Origin of the sequence: Polaromonas sp., assembly GCF_012927455.1 — a bacterium.
Classification (GTDB): domain Bacteria; phylum Pseudomonadota; class Gammaproteobacteria; order Burkholderiales; family Burkholderiaceae_C; genus Polaromonas.
On record NZ_JABBPE010000008.1, the window covers coordinates 327,470 to 342,607 of the forward strand.

General features: G+C 65.3%; 12 protein-coding genes and 1 tRNA gene. 9 read left to right on the forward strand and 4 right to left on the reverse strand.

All coding sequences use genetic code 11. The features are described 5' to 3' along the window. Window positions 1–3: 3 nt before the first annotated feature. Complete coding sequence (locus HHJ18_RS10095; protein ID WP_296914704.1) at window positions 4–816, reverse strand: enoyl-CoA hydratase-related protein; 813 nt, start codon at window positions 814–816, stop codon at window positions 4–6. Window positions 817–931: 115 nt separating this feature from the next. On the opposite strand from HHJ18_RS10095, the gene HHJ18_RS10100 reads away from it, so the two are divergent. The 9 genes from HHJ18_RS10100 to mdoH all read left to right on the forward strand — a co-directional run bounded on the left by HHJ18_RS10100 (window position 932) and on the right by mdoH (window position 11,145). Then, a complete protein-coding gene (locus HHJ18_RS10100; protein WP_296914707.1) occupies window positions 932–1,720 on the forward strand; it encodes an enoyl-CoA hydratase in 789 nt (262 codons plus the stop codon). Between the two features lie 36 nt (window positions 1,721–1,756). Then, a tRNA-Met gene (locus tag HHJ18_RS10105) sits at window positions 1,757–1,833 on the forward strand. A gap of 72 nt (window positions 1,834–1,905) precedes the next feature. Continuing rightward, window positions 1,906–2,328, forward strand: coding sequence for a hypothetical protein (locus tag HHJ18_RS10110; RefSeq protein WP_296914710.1), 423 nt, complete (start codon window positions 1,906–1,908; stop codon window positions 2,326–2,328). Window positions 2,329–2,434: 106 nt separating this feature from the next. After that, complete coding sequence (miaB, locus tag HHJ18_RS10115; protein ID WP_296914712.1) at window positions 2,435–3,778, forward strand: tRNA (N6-isopentenyl adenosine(37)-C2)-methylthiotransferase MiaB; 1,344 nt, start codon at window positions 2,435–2,437, stop codon at window positions 3,776–3,778. 30 nt (window positions 3,779–3,808) lie between these two features. After that, window positions 3,809–5,230, forward strand: a complete 1,422-nt coding sequence (locus HHJ18_RS10120; protein ID WP_296915182.1) for an ATP-binding protein — start codon at window positions 3,809–3,811, stop codon at window positions 5,228–5,230. Continuing rightward, the gene (locus HHJ18_RS10125; protein ID WP_296914715.1) at window positions 5,214–5,909 is read left to right on the forward strand and encodes a hypothetical protein; all 696 of its coding nucleotides are present in this window, start codon (window positions 5,214–5,216) and stop codon (window positions 5,907–5,909) included. The genes HHJ18_RS10120 and HHJ18_RS10125 overlap by 17 nt, the downstream gene beginning before the upstream one ends. Beyond that, window positions 5,906–7,294 (forward strand): sigma 54-interacting transcriptional regulator, encoded by a 1,389-nt coding sequence (locus tag HHJ18_RS10130; protein ID WP_296914717.1) that lies wholly within the window; start codon window positions 5,906–5,908, stop codon window positions 7,292–7,294. The genes HHJ18_RS10125 and HHJ18_RS10130 overlap by 4 nt, the downstream gene beginning before the upstream one ends. A gap of 213 nt (window positions 7,295–7,507) precedes the next feature. Further along, window positions 7,508–9,154: a glucan biosynthesis protein G gene (locus HHJ18_RS10135; protein ID WP_296914720.1), complete on the forward strand. Its 1,647-nt coding sequence runs from the start codon at window positions 7,508–7,510 to the stop codon at window positions 9,152–9,154. Beyond that, window positions 9,154–11,145, forward strand: coding sequence for a glucans biosynthesis glucosyltransferase MdoH (mdoH, locus tag HHJ18_RS10140; protein ID WP_296914722.1), 1,992 nt, complete (start codon window positions 9,154–9,156; stop codon window positions 11,143–11,145). The genes HHJ18_RS10135 and mdoH overlap by 1 nt, the downstream gene beginning before the upstream one ends. A gap of 128 nt (window positions 11,146–11,273) precedes the next feature. On the opposite strand, the gene HHJ18_RS10145 is transcribed toward mdoH, so the two are convergent. The 3 genes from HHJ18_RS10145 to HHJ18_RS10155 are packed head-to-tail and all read right to left on the reverse strand — an operon-like array spanning window position 11,274 to window position 15,138. After that, window positions 11,274–13,787: a cbb3-type cytochrome c oxidase subunit I gene (locus HHJ18_RS10145; RefSeq protein ID WP_296914725.1), complete on the reverse strand. Its 2,514-nt coding sequence runs from the start codon at window positions 13,785–13,787 to the stop codon at window positions 11,274–11,276. Beyond that, window positions 13,784–14,734 (reverse strand): cytochrome c oxidase subunit II, encoded by a 951-nt coding sequence (gene coxB, locus HHJ18_RS10150; protein WP_296914727.1) that lies wholly within the window; start codon window positions 14,732–14,734, stop codon window positions 13,784–13,786. The genes HHJ18_RS10145 and coxB overlap by 4 nt, the downstream gene beginning before the upstream one ends. Continuing rightward, window positions 14,731–15,138 (reverse strand): c-type cytochrome, encoded by a 408-nt coding sequence (locus HHJ18_RS10155; protein ID WP_296914730.1) that lies wholly within the window; start codon window positions 15,136–15,138, stop codon window positions 14,731–14,733. The genes coxB and HHJ18_RS10155 overlap by 4 nt, the downstream gene beginning before the upstream one ends.

Consider the following 15,138-nt stretch of genomic DNA (forward strand, 5'->3'; position numbering starts at 1 on the left):
GCGTTATGCGCCCTTGAAAAGCGCCGGCCGCTTTTCCAGAAAAGCCGTCACGCCCTCGATGTAATCGTGTGTGCGCCCGAGCGCCGACTGCGCGTCGCGCTCGAAGTCGAGCTGCTGCTGCAGCGTTCGGCTGGCGCCCTCGCGCAGCAGCTGGCGCGTGGCGACCAGCGCCAGCGTCGGCATCGCGGCAAGGCGCTGCGCCAGCGCCAGCGCGCCCGCCAGCGGGTCGTCCTGCACGTCCCAGATCAGGCCCCACTCCTTCGCCTGCGCGGCCGGCAGTTTGTCACCCAGCAAAGTCAGCGCCATGGCGCGCGCCAGCCCAAGTTTTTGCACCAACAGCCAGCTGCCGCCGGCGTCCGGCACCAGGCCGATCTTGCTGAAGGCCTGGATAAAGCTGGCGCCAGGCGCGGCCAGCGCAATATCGCAGGTCATCGCCAGCGAGGCGCCGGCGCCGGCCGCCACGCCATTGACGGCCGCCAGCGTGGGCATACGCAGCGTGATCAGGCGGCGCACCGTCGGGTTGAAGGCCTCTTCAATCAGCGGCCCGGGGTCGGCGCGTTCGAGCAGATCGGGGCCGGGGGCAAAATCAAATTCGGACAGGTCGGCGCCGGCGCAAAAGCCACGGCCCGCGCCGGTGATCACCAGCGCGCGAATCAGCGGATCGGCTTCGGCCCGGTCCAGCGCCGTCCATAATTCGTGGTGCATCTGGCGCGTAAAACTGTTCAGCGCCAGCGGCCGGTTCAGTGTCAGCAGCGCCACAGCGCCTTGCGTGGCGTACAAAACAGTGGATTCAGCGTTGGATTCGTTGGCAGTCATGTAGGTCTCCTCGCCCGAATTTAGCATTGCGCGGCCTACCCTGCCCAAGCGACTGCCGCGCGCCAGCATCACCGCGAGACAATGGCATCATTTGCGACTAACCCAAGGAAAGCCCATGACCTACGAAATGATTGAAACCCGCACCGAAGGCCCGGATTCGCGCCAGGTCGGCATCGTGACCTTGAACCGGCCCAAGCAGCTCAATGCGCTCAATGACCAGTTGATGGATGAACTGGGCAGCGCGCTCAAGGCCTTTGACGCCGACGACAGCATCGGCTGCATCATCATCACCGGCAGTGAAAAAGCCTTCGCCGCCGGCGCCGACATTGGCGCCATGGCGACGCTGGACTTTGCCGATGTCTACCAGCGCGACTTCATCACGCGCAACTGGGAGCAGATACGCGCCGTGCGCAAACCGGTGATTGCCGCCGTCAGCGGCTTTGCGCTCGGCGGAGGTTGCGAGCTGGCGATGATGTGCGACTTCATCATTGCCGCCGACAACGCCAGGTTTGGCCAGCCCGAGATCAAGCTGGGCATCATTCCGGGCGCTGGCGGCACGCAGCGCCTGCCGCGCGCCGTCGGCAAGGCCAAGGCCATGGACATGGCCCTGACCGGACGCATGATGGACGCCGCCGAGGCGGAACGCGCCGGCTTGGTGAGCCGCGTCGTGCCGTTGGACAAGCTGATGGACGAAGCGCTGGGCGCCGCCTTGATGATCTGCAGCTATGGCCAGCCCAGCGTGATGGCGGCCAAGGAAGCCGTCAATCGGGCCTTTGAAAGCGGCCTGAGCGACGGCGTGATGTTTGAGCGCCGGCTCTTTCATGCGCTGTTTGCAACGGCCGACCAGAAGGAAGGCATGGACGCTTTCGTGAATAAACGCAAACCGGCGTTCACGCATCGCTGAAAGCGCCGCAGCTTCTAGCTATAATACCGGTCGCGCGGTGATATAGCTCAGTTGGTTAGAGCGCAGCATTCATAATGCTGATGTCGGTGGTTCAAGTCCACCTATCACCACCAGGAATGCCTTGAAAGCCCCAGAGTCACACAGCTTCTGGGGCTTTGTCACTTTACAGCCTCTGGACACACACCATGAACCGCTGCACGTCCCAACTGCTCCATCTGATAGCCGCTTTGCTGCTGGCCAGTAGTTTCGCCAGCCTGCCTGCCCTGGCGCAGAGCGAAGCCGCCGTCGATACCCTGCCCGGCCGGCAATTTCCCAAAACCGTGTCGCGTGGCGAGCTGGTGGTGCTGACGCCGCCGGAGATCACCCTGGACGGCAAGCCCGAGCGGCTGTCACCTGGGGCGCGCATACGCGGCGCCGACAACCTGCTGGTGCTGTCTGGCGCGCTGGTCAATCAGAAGCTGGTGGTGAACTACCTGCGCGAGCCGGCCGGCCAGGTGCAGCAGGTCTGGATCCTCACCGAGGAAGAGGCCCGGCTGAATCGGCGCGGCTTGCTCGAGCGCTGGTTCGGCGGGGGAAGCGCACCGGCAGATGGCGCCAGGGCGCCTTAGCCCTTAACGGCAAGCCCGACAGCGCCGTTTTGTCACTTTAAAGCATCAAATAGGCCTCTAGCCCAATAGATACGGGCGCAAGTAGCTATCAATTTAGTAGCATATCATGAGCAAAAAAGTCTTTATCAAAACCTTCGGCTGCCAGATGAACGAGTACGACTCGGACAAGATGTCCGACGTGCTGCATGCCGCTGAAGGCTACGAGCCGACGCAGGACATGGAGGAGGCCGACCTGATCCTGTTCAACACCTGCTCGGTGCGCGAAAAGGCGCAGGAAAAGGTTTTCAGCGACCTGGGCCGCGTCAAGCACCTGAAGGAAAAAGGCGTGCTAATCGGCGTGGGCGGCTGCGTCGCCAGCCAGGAAGGCGCGGCCATCATCCAGCGCGCGCCCTATGTCGACGTGGTGTTCGGCCCGCAGACGCTGCACCGCCTGCCGGATCTGCTGGCCAGGCGCGCGCTGTCGGGCAAGCCGCAGGTCGACATCAGCTTTCCCGAGATTGAAAAGTTCGACCACATGCCGCCGGCCCGCGTCGAAGGCGCCAGCGCTTTTGTCAGCATCATGGAAGGCTGCTCCAAGTACTGCAGCTACTGCGTCGTTCCCTACACGCGCGGCGAAGAAGTTTCGCGGCCCTTTGAGGATGTGCTGGTCGAGGTCGCCGGCCTGGCCGACCAGGGCGTCAAAGAAGTCACGCTGTTGGGCCAAAACGTCAACGCCTACCGTGGCGCGATGGGAAGCACAGCCGAAATCGCCGACTTCGCCGCGCTGCTGGAGTATGTGTCCGACATCCCGGGCATTGAGCGCATCCGCTACATCACCAGCCATCCCAATGAATTCACGCAGCGCCTGATCGACGCCTACGGCAAACTGCCCAAGCTGGTCAATCACCTGCATTTGCCGGTTCAGCACGGCGCCGACCGCATCCTGATGGCGATGAAGCGCGGCTACACCGCCATGGAATACAAAAGCACGATCAAGAAGCTGCGCGCCATCCGGCCCGATCTGGCCATGAGCAGCGATTTCATCGTCGGCTTTCCGGGCGAGACCGAGGACGATTTTGACAAGCTGATGAAGCTGGTCGACGACGTCGGTTACGACACCTCGTTCAGCTTTATCTTCAGCCCCCGCCCCGGCACGCCGGCCGCCAATCTGCCCGACGACACACCGCACGAAGTCAAGCTGAAGCGACTGCACCGCCTGCAGGCCGCCCTGGACGACAGCGTGCGCGCCATCAGCGCCAGCCGGCTGGGCACGGTGCAGCGCATTTTGGTCGAAGGCGCGTCGCGCAAAGACGCTAGCGAGCTGATGGGCCGCACCGAATGCAACCGCGTTGTCAATTTCAAGGGCCAACCGCGGCTGGTCGGCCAGATGATTGACCTCACCATCACGCAAGCCAGCCAGCGTTCGCTGCGCGGCGAAGTCCTGACGCGGGACGCCGCCGTGCCGGCTTAAGCGCCGCGCTTGCTGAAACGCCCGCTCTCCATGCTGCAGCGATTCTCGTTCCGGCAACTGCTGGTCATCGCCTTTTTGCTGATTGCCGCCTTGCTGGGGGCGGCTTCGCTGCGCGCGCTGTTCGCGCTGGAAGAACTCACGCTGCAAAGCCGCGACAACGCCAGCCGCGCGCTCGAGCTCAATGGCGCGGCCCAGTCGCTGAGCGAGCGCAGTGTCTCGATGGAGCGCAGCTCGCGCCAGTCGGTGGTGCTCGATGACCGGGTGCTGCGCGGCCGCTTTGCCGATGAAGCGCGCGATGCCACGGGCATTCTGACCAAGCTGGCCGTCGAAGGCATCCACGATGACGTGGCGGGACGCTGGCGCGCCAGCTTGCAGACCGTCAACAGCCTGCTGATCGGCCCGGCCGACACCGCGCTGGAGCGGGAACGCCGGCTGGCGCAGGAGTTTCGCGAACTCGAGGAGGTCAGCAACGCGATCGCCGTGCAGGTGCAGCAAACCATTCAGCAGCGCAACCGCTCGCTCGAAGGCAAGCTGGACGCCAGCCGCCATCAGCTAAGGCGGCAGGTGAGCTGGGCCATCGCGCTGGCGGTGGCCATGGCGCTGGCTTTCGGCGTGTGGTTCACGCTGCCGCTGCGCCGGCTCGAACGCGCCATCATCGGCCTCGGCGAAAACCGGCTGGACCAGGTGATTGCGATTCGCGGCCCGGCCGATCTGGCGCTGGTCGGCCAGCGGCTGAACTGGCTGCGGCTGCGGCTGGTCGAGCTGGACGCCGACAAGTCGCGGTTTTTGCGCCATATTTCGCACGAACTCAAAACCCCGCTGGCATCGCTGCGCGAAGGCGTGTCGCTGCTGGAAGACGGCGTGGCCGGCGCGCTCAACGCCGAGCAGCGCGAAATCGCGCAAATCCTGCGCCACAACACCGGCTTGCTGCAAAGCCAGATTGAAGACCTGCTGCGCTTCAATACCGCGGCTTTCGAGGCGCGCCAGCTGCACCGCCAGCCGGTGGAACTGCTGCATCTGATGGAAGCGCAGGTCGATGCGCAGCAGTTGCAGTGGCGCGCCCGCGAGTTGACGGTCAGCATCGTCGGCGAGCCGCTGACGCTGGAAGTGGACCGCGAAAAAATCGACACCGCGCTGGCCAACCTGCTGTCCAACGCAATCCGCTACTCGCCGCTGCAGGGCCAGATCCGTCTGGAACTGAGCCAGCAGCCGGAATGCGCGCGCATCGATATTCACGACCAGGGCGTGGGCGTTGCAGCGGCCGACCGCGCGCGGATTTTTGAGCCCTTTTACCGCGGTGAACGCCAGCCCGAGGGCGTGGTGCGCGGCAGCGGCATCGGCTTGTCCATCGTGCATGAATACGTCGCCGCGCACGGCGGTCACATAGAACTGCTGCCAGACCATCCTGGTGCACACTTCAGAGTAGAGCTTCCCCATGTTTTTAAAACCTGATTTTTCCACGCTGCAGCGCCGCACCCGCCTCTACCGCATAGGCGCAGGGGTTGCGCTGACCGCCGCGCTGCTGGCCGGTTGCAGCCTGGTTCCGGCCGGCAAGGACGAGGCACCTGTGGAGGAGCGAATCCCGGAGCCCCTGGCCGCCCCCGCCAAGGGCGCCGCCAGCGCTGCCGCCAGCATCAAACTGCCGGCTCCTGCCGCTGCGGCCGCTCTGACCGCGTCTGCCGCCAACGACGCGTTACCCAACATGCTGTCTTACGCCGAGCGGGTGCGCCTGATGCCGTCTGCGGAGTTGGGCCAGGAGGCGGCGCGGCTGGCCGGCGATCAGTCCGGGCCGGCCAACCAGCTGCAACTGGCACTGGTGCTGAGCCAGTTGCGCCAGTTGCCGGACTTGGTGCGCGCCCAGGAACTGCTGGCCCGAGTACTCGGCAATTCCAACGACCAAGCCCAGCCGCTGCATCCGCTGGCGCGCCTGCTGGCCGCGCGTTATGCCGAGCAGCGCCGGGTCGAGGAACAGCTGGAAAAGCAAACCCAGCAAACGCGCGAGGCGCAGCGCAAGCTGGACCAAACCAACGAACGGCTGGAGGCGCTCAAGGCGATTGAGCGCAGCCTGACAGCGCGGCCCGCAGCATCGGCGCCGGCGCCCAACCATCGCAACCCTGCGCCCGCGCCATGAGCGGCTCATCGAACCCGGTCGCCGCCCATCTGCTGGTGGTCGATGACGACGCCGACATGCTGCGCCTGCTGACGATCCGGCTGACGGCTGCCGGTTACCGGGTGACGGCGGTTACCTCGGCCGAAGCCGCGCTGACGCAGCTGCATATCGAGCGGCCGCAGTTGGTGCTGAGCGACGTTCGGCTGCCGGGGCGCGACGGGCTGGCGCTGTTTGACGACATTCGCGCGCAGCATCCCTCGCTGCCGGTGATCTTGCTGACCGCGCACGGCACCATTCCCGATGCGGTAGAGGCCACCGAGCGCGGCGTCTTCACCTACCTGACCAAGCCCTTTGACGGCAAGGGTCTGCTCGACAAGATTGCCCAGGCGCTGGCGCTGAGCGCGCCCGCCCACAGCACGCAACGCGGCAGCCCGGAGGCCTGGCAAAGCCACATCATCAGCCGCTCCAGCCGCATGGCCGAGGCGCTGGCCGAAGCGCGCATGGTGGCGCACTCCGACGCCAGCGTGCTGCTGCGCGGTGAAAGCGGCACCGGCAAGGAATTGCTGGCGCAGGCGATTCACCAGGCCAGCGCGCGTGCCGGCAAGCCCTTCATTGCAGTGAACTGCGGCGCCATTCCCGAGGCCTTGCTGGAGTCCGAATTGTTTGGCCACGTCAAGGGCGCCTTCACCGACGCGGTGGCCAATCACAAAGGGCTGTTTCAGGCGGCCGATGGCGGCACCTTGCTGCTCGACGAGATTGGCGACATGCCGCCGGCGCTGCAGGTCAAGCTGCTGCGCGTGCTGCAGGAGCGCGAGGTCAGGCCGCTGGGCTCCAGCCAGTCGATTCCCGTCGATGTGCGCATCATCTCGGCGACGCACCGCGACCTCGATGCCGCGATGGCGGGCGGCGAGTTCCGCGCCGACCTCTACTACCGCCTCAACGTGGTCTCGCTGACGCTGCCGCCGCTGTCGGAACGGCGCGAGGACATCCCGCTGTTGGCCAACCATTTTCTGGTGACGCTGGCCACCAAGTACAACAAGCGCCTGAGCGGCTTCGCGCCGGAAGCGTTGAAAGCCCTGACCACGGCGGCTTGGCCGGGCAATGTGCGCCAGCTCTACAACGTGGTAGAGCAGGTCTGCGCCCTGTCGACCACGCCGCTGGTGCCACTGGCACTGGTGCAGCGCGCGCTGCGCTCGCCAAGCGTGCAGGTGCTGACTTTTGCCGAGGCCAAACAGCGTTTCGAGCGCGATTACCTGGTGGGGCTGCTCAAGCTGACCGACGGCAACGTGGCCGACGCGGCGCGCCTGGCCGACCGCAACCGCACCGAGTTTTACCGCCTGATGCAAAAACACGGCCTGACGCCGGGCCACTTCAAAGCCGAACTGTCGTCGCCGGCCGCCACCTAGTCGCTCTGCAGCGACAGGCCTAGGCGCTTGATTTCAAAGGATTTTTTCCGTCGGCACCGCAAGACTGTCGCTGTTTGGCGACAAAAAGGCCGGATTGCAGCGATTTTTCGCCATTTTTTCCGTTATTTCACCGCAGACATTTTTTTTACTGCTTCAAGTCATTGATTTAGAAGAACATTTCAAAGCTGGCACAGGGTTTGCCCTAGTAAGCCGATGTCAGCTTTTTTACGAGTTTCTGCCGCGCCTTTCGATCCGGTTTCAAAACCCGCTTTAGGCCGCACATGGCGCGCCCGCCTGGCGGCGCTGGCCTGCCTGAGCCTGCTGACGCTGGCCGCTGTCCCGGCCCATGCGTGGAGCCTTGACGATGTCGCCGCGCTGGCGCGCAAGAATGCAGCAGCGCCGTTCAAGCCTGCCTCGCATGTGGTGCCCGACGAACTCGCCAAGCTCGACTACGACGGTTACCGCGACATTCGCTTTAACAAGGACCGCACCGTCTGGCGCGCCGACAAGCTGCCCTACGAAGCCAACTTCTTTCATGTCGGGCCCAACGGCGATTCGGTGCGCATCCACGAAATCACGCCCAAAGATGTCAAACCCGTGCCCTACGCGCCGGGCAACTTCACCTTCGGCAAAAACAAGGTTTCGCCGAAGGACTGGGGTGACCTGGGTTATGGCGGGGTGCGCGCTTTCAGCAACCTGAACTCGCCGACCTACAAAGACGAGCTGATCGTATTTTCCGGCGCCAGCTATTTCCGCGCACTCGGTGCGGGTCAGCGCTATGGTCTGTCGGCGCGCGGCCTGGCGGTTGACACGGTGGGCGCCGCCAAGGAAGAGTTTCCGCGCTTTACCGACTTCTGGCTGGAAAAGCCGGCGCCCGGCGCCACGCAACTCGTCATCTACGCGCTGATGGACTCCGAGCATATGACGGCAGCCTACCGTTTTGATGTCAAGCCGGGTGAGCAGACGCTGACCCAGGTGAGCGCACGCATCTTCATGCGCGCCAGCAAAACCCCGGTGGCCACGCTGGGCCTGGCGCCGCTGACCAGCATGTTTTTCTTTGGTGAGAACCAGCCCCGGCCCGGCGACTTTCGCCCCGAAGTGCACGATTCGGACGGTTTGATGGTCGCCACCGGCGACGGTGAATGGCTTTGGCGGCCGCTGCAAAACCCGGCGTCGCCGCTGGTCACGTCTTTCGGCATGAAGAGCCTGAAGGGCTTTGGCCTGATGCAGCGCGACCGCAGCTTTAACAATTACGAAGACACCGAAGCGCGCTACGAGCTGCGGCCCAGCGCCTGGATCACGCCGGTGGGCGACTGGGGCGCCGGCCGGGTCGAGCTGCTGCAGTTCACCACCCCCGACGAAACCCACGACAACGTGGCCGCCTACTGGGTGCCCGCAAAAATGCCCGCCCCTGGCGAGTCGCTCGACATCGCCTACCAGATCGCCTGGCAAGGCAAAAACCAGCAACTGCCGCCCAACGGCTGGGTCACCCAGTCGCGCCGCGGCACGGGCTACTCCAGGGCTGACGCTAAAACGCAGAGCCAGCAGACCCAATTTGTCATCGATTTTGCCGGCCCGGCGCTGGACGCCTTGCCCGAAGACGCCAAGGTGGAAGCCAAGGTAACGGCCAGCGCCAACGCCCGCGTGCTGGAAAGCCTGGCCTACAAAAACCCCGCCACCGGCGCCTGGCGCCTGACCCTGCGGGTGGAGCGCCTGAGTGCGGTCCCCGCCGCCGCTGCTACCGCCTCCGGCAGCGCTGCAATTTCTATCCCGCCCGCCCAGCCAATTGAGCTTCGCGCCTTCCTCCAACACAACAGCAACACGCTGACGGAAACATGGACCAACCTGATCACACCCTAATGGCCAGTGCCAAACCGGCCAACCCGGCTCTGGGCCGCAGCCTGCTGCGCGAAGAACGTCATCCCAACTCGGTCACGGCGCCGCCGGTGCATCGCGGCTCCATGGTGCCGCGGCCCTGGCGCGGCTTCTGGAACAGCATGGGCGCGGCGTTGCTGCACCCGCTGCGGAAGTCTGAGCAGGCGCCAACCACCGTACCCGCGTTGCCGCTGGCACCCTGGCAACAGGCCGCCAAACGCCGCCGCGCGGTGTTTGTGCTGCTGACAGTGCTCAGCACGGTGCTGGCCACCAGCTTGTTTGCCGACATGCAACCCGATTACGACAGCGTCTGGCAGCAGTACGGCCAGATCTCGTTGTTCGCGCTGCTGTCGGCCTGGGTGGTTACCGGCTTCATGACGGCGATGATGGGCTTTTATGTGACGCTGCGCGGCGACAAACACACCTTGTCGGCCAGGCAGGTACAGCACCACACGCTGGACAAGTCGACGCGCACCGCCATCATCATGCCGATCTGCAATGAAGACGTGCGCACCGTGTTTGCCGGACTGCGCGCCACCTGTGAGTCGGTTGCGCTGACCGGCCAGGTCGGCGCCTTCGACGTGTTTGTGCTGTCTGACAGCAACAACCCGGCTATTCAGCAAGCCGAGCGCGCCGCCTGGGAAGACCTGCGCGCGCAGCTGGCCAGCCAGCCCGAGCAGCCGCAAATCGAGGTCTATTACCGCCTGCGCAAGCGCCGCACCGACCGCAAGGCCGGCAACGTAGCCGACTTCTGCCGCCGCTGGGGCAAGGACTACCGCTACATGGTGGTGCTGGACGCCGACAGCGTGATGAGCGGCGACTGCCTGGTCTCCATGGTCAAGCTGATGGAAGCCAATCCGAGCGCCGGCATCATCCAGACCGCCACCCAGGCGATCGGCCATGTGACGCTGCACGCACGGGCGCAGCAGTTCGCCTCGCGCGTGACCGGCCGCCTGTTCACGCTGGGCATGCAGTTCTGGCAGATGGGTGAGTCGCACTACTGGGGCCACAACGCCATCATCCGCATAGCCCCTTTCATGCAGCATTGCGCGCTGGCGCACATCAAGGGCACCGGCGGCATGTCGGGCAGCATCATGTCGCACGACTTTGTCGAAGCCGCGCTGATGCGCCGCGCCGGTTTCCACGTCTGGCTGGTGGCCGACCTGGTGGGTAGCTACGAGCAGCAGCCGCCCGACTTGCTGGCCGAGCTGCAGCGCGACCGCCGCTGGTGCCAGGGCAACCTGCAAAACTCACGCCTGATTGCCGAGCCCGGCATCCACGCGGTGCACCGCTCGATGTTCGGCACCGGCGCCATGGCTTACCTGTCTGCGCCTTTGTGGCTGTGCTTTCTAACGCTGGGCACCGCGCTGTGGCTGGCCGGCTCGCCGATGGTGACCGACTGGACGCTGCTGCCCGGCGAGCTGGTCGCGCTGTGGGCCTGGACGCTGTGCATGCTGTTCCTGCCGCGCGCGCTCGGCATTGCCGCTGTGCTGCTCAACGGCCAGCAGCAAGCCTATGGCGGCACCGCCAGCCTGCTGCGCAGCGCCCTGCTGGAAACGCTGATTGCTTTGTTGCAAGCGCCAATCCGTATGCTGGCGCACACGCTGTTCGTGGTGGTGGCGCTGACCGGCCTGAAGCTGGAATGGAAATCGCCTCCGCGCGAAGCCGCCGCCGTGCCGTGGCGTGTCGCGCTGCAGCAACTCGCCCCCATGAGTTTGGTCATCGTAGTGCTGGCCGCCGGCATTGCCATGATTGACGCCAGCGCGCTGGTCTGGCTGCTGCCGGTCGGCCTGCCGCTGCTGCTGGCCATTCCGATGACCGTGCTGACCAGCCAGGTCGGCGTCGGCACGGCGATGCGTGCGCAAAACTACCTGTTGATTCCGGAAGAGACCAAGTCACCGGCGGTGCTGCGGCGCGCCTGGCTGCATGCCGGCCAGCCTGTCAAGCCGCGACTGAAAGCTGCCCTGGGGGCTTGAACGCCTGTATCCTCCCGTGTTTCCTCGCGTGTTCCCTGCGGGCGCAAGTACTATCATTTTGATAGCTTCTTGCGCCCGTAGCTATTGGGCTAGAGCCTTATTTAACCCCTTAATTGGAGGCCGGCACGTCAAATTAGCGGCAACAGGCGGATCACGCCCATGCCGATCAGCCCCTGCAGCGTCACGTAGTGCCAAAGCAGCACGGTGTTGTCGAGCGACGCGCGCGCAGCGGGCAGCAATTTTCCGCTCCAGCTGCGCGCGCAGACGTACAGCCCCATCACCAACAGCACGGCAACATGAAAGCCTTGCCAGGCCAGCAGCGCGGCAATGGTGGCGCTCCAGGCGTTGGCGACCGGTTGCAGCCGGGCGAGCTGCTGGCCCCAGAAGTCGGCGCCTGCGGCTGCCAGCAGGCACAGCAGCGCCAGTAGCACCAACGCCCAGACGCCGGCTGGGTGCGTTCGGCCCAGTAGCCTTTTCGCCCCGGCCATGGCGGCCGATCCGGCCAGCAGCAGCCCCGCCGCGACAACAGGCCATTGCCAGGGCGGCAGGCTGGCGCCGGGCGGCGGGCAGACCTCGGCGGCCATCGCGACATGCACATGGGCAAACAGCAGCGACGCAAACACCGTGGCATCGACACACAGCAAGATGACCATGGCCCACCACGAATGCGAGGCGCTGCCTTGTGCGCCCACCGGCAAAAACACGCCGTCGGCGACCTCGACTCGCGCGCTGTGCTGCGGGTTGTCGGACTGCCACAGCCAGACGACGATGGCGGCAACCGCAGTGACTCCGCAAGCCAATGCGAGCGCAATCCACTCGACGGTCAGCAGCAGGAAAAAGCCCGCCGTTCCAGCGGCGGCAATCAGCGGCCACCAGCTGTCGCCCGGAATAATCAAAAGATGCTGCGGCACGGCGTCGCGCCAGCTGGTCACCAGCGTTTCGCGGCGGCCCGAAGTCGTGCCGGGCAGAAAATGCCGGCCCGCCACCACCTCTTCAGCCAGTTGCGGCTGGCTCCACAAGGGTTCGCGCGATGAAATCTGCGGAATGCTGCGAAAGCCGTAATCGCCCTGCGGCAACCACTCCAGCGTCGGCGCCTGCCACGGGTTGCCATGTGCCACTTCCTTTTTAAAACCGGTCCGCGCAGCGTCTATAAAAAACAGCAGGACGCCGAGCGCCAGTACAAAGGCACCCACGCTCGACATCATGTTCAGCGCGTTCCAGCCCAGGTCGCCGGCGTAGCTGTAAACACGGCGCGGCATGCCCAGCAGCCCGCTGATGTGCATCGGGAAAAATGCCAGGTTGAAGCCGCCGAACATCAGAGCGAAGACCCAGCACGCCAGCCGCTCGGACAGGCCATGGCCGTTGATCAGCGGCGCCCAGTAGTACAGGCCCGCAAACACCGGAAACACCATGCCGCCTATCAGCACATAGTGAAAATGCGCGACGATGAAATAGGTGTCGTGCGCCTGCCAGTTGAACGGCAGCACCGCCACCATCACGCCGGTGAGGCCGCCCAGCACAAAAATAAAGTGAAAGCCGAGCAAAAACAGCGTCGGCGCGTTGAGCTGCACGCGGCCTTTCCAGAACGTGGCGATCCAGGCAAATACCTGCACGCCGCTGGGAATGGCGACGGCAAAACTGGCGACTGACACCAGGTGCATGGCCAGGGGGCTCAAGCCGACCGTGAGCATATGGTGCGCCCACAGCAGCAGGCTGATGGCGCCGACGGCAATCAGCGCAATGACGATGGCGCGGTGTGCTACCAGCGGCGTTTTGGCCATGGCCGGCACCATCATCGAGACCATGCCGGCGGCCGGCAAAAAGATGATGTAGACCTCGGGATGGCCAAAAAACCAGAACAGGTGCTGCCACAACAGCGGGTCGCCGCCGCGCGCCGCAATGAAAAACGGCCAGTCGTAGGCGCGTTCCAGTTCCAGCAGCAGCGTGCCGGCAATGATGGCCGGAAAGGCAAAAACGATCATGAACGCGGTCACCAGCATGGCCCAGGCAAACAGCGGCATGCGGCCGAGCGTCATGCCGGGCGCGCGCGTCATCAGGATGCCGATGATCAGCTCGATCGCGCCGGCAATCGCCGAGATTTCGATAAAGCCTATGCCCAGCAACCAGAAATCGGCGCCCACGCCGGGCGAATATTCCTTGCCGCTGAGCGGCGGGTACATGAACCAGCCGCTGTCGGGCGACACGCCAAAAAAGATCGTGCAGAAAAATGCCAGCCCGCCAATCGCGTAAGCCCAGAACGCATAGGCGCTCAGGCGCGGAAACGGCAGGTCGCGCGCGCCCAGCATGCTGGGCAGCAGGTAGACGGCAATCGCCTCGACCACCGGAACGGCAAACAAGAACATCATCACCGTGCCGTGCATGGTGAAGATCTGGTTGTAGGTCTGCGCGCTCAGCAGCGTGTTGTCGGGCAGCGCCAGCTGGGCGCGGATCATCAGCCCCAGCACGCCGGCCAGCACGAAAAACAGCAGCGCGGTGGCGATGTACCAAAGGCCCACGTGGCTGTTGTTGACGGCGGAAAAATGACGCCAGCCGCTGGGCGATTTCCAGGCGAGTTCCAGCTGCGCCAGCTCATTCGGCGGGCGCGGCAGGCTGGATGGCAGCTGGCGTCCGTCATCGGTCACCGCAGCTGCTCCAGGTAGGCGGCCAGCGCGCTCAGCGTGGCGCTGTCCATGTCTTTTGACGACGGCATGCGCGCGCCCGGTTTGATGGCCTGCGTGTTGGCGATCCAGTGCGCCATGCTGCCGGCCTGGTTGGGCAGCGTGCCCGCGCCCAGATAAAGGCGGCTGCCGACATGCGTCAGGTCCGGACCGAGCCGGCCTTGCTCGGCGACGCCCCGAACGCTGTGACAGGCATTGCAGCGCTGCGCCAGAAAGGCCTGCCGGCCGCGCTCAATCAGCGGCGCACTGGGGCCGGTTGGCGCTGCGGCCGGCCTGGCTTGCGCGGCCAGCCAGGCGTCGAACGCGGCAGGCGCCTGCGCCACCACATGCAGCGCCATGCGGGCGTGCTGCTCGCCGCAGTATTCGGCGCACTGGCCGCGATAAACGCCGGCCTGGCGGGCCTCGACCAGCAGGTGGTTGACGCGCCCCGGCACCATGTCCATCTTGCCGGCCAGCGCTGGCACCCAGAAGCTGTGAATCACATCCGGGCTGCTCAGGCCCAGCCAGACCGGGCGATCAAGGGGCAGATGCAGTTCATTGGCCAGCGTGACGTCCTGACCGCTGGCCGGGTCGCGGTAGCGCACTTCCCACCACCACATGTGCGCCGTGATGCCGACGATGAGCGCGCCGGCAGGCGGCTGCGCCAGCCAGCCGGGCGTTTGCAGGTTGCTGTAGGCATACAGGCTGGTCAGCACGGCGAGCGGAAAAACCACCCCGCCGCCAATGATCCAGAGCCTGGGGCGCACCGGCTGGGTAGCGCGCCGCAACACGGCCCAGGCCAGCAGGCCCATCACGCCGGCAAAAATTAAGGCCGCCCCGACAAACAGCAGCCAGCTCAGGCTGGCGATGCTGCCGGCGGCGCTGCCAGCGGGCGACAGCACCGATTGAAGCTGGCCGGCGAAGGCACTCACTGAAGACTTCCGAGGTAGGCCGCCATGTGGCGCGCGTCAGCCGGCGACACGCCCATGCTGGGCATGGCGGTATCGGGCACCAGCGCGGCGGGCGCGGCGATCCAGCGGGCCAGCAGGTCCGGGCCGTTGGGCAGATGGCCTGCGATGTAGCTGCGTTTGCCAAAAGCCTCCAGCGAGGGTCCGAGGCGACCGCGCGCCGCCGCCACGCCGGGAATGGTGTGGCAACTGCCGCACTGGTACTGCGCCAGCAGGCGTTGGCCGCGCACAAGGTCGGCGGCACGGCTGTTCGAAGCGGATTTGGCGTCGCAGCCTGCAATGCCGCCCATCAGCAGCCCCAGCAGCAGCGCGCAGACGCGGGCGGCGGCCGGCTTGGCTGCGCGAGTTGCCAAGCATGCAAAAGACAT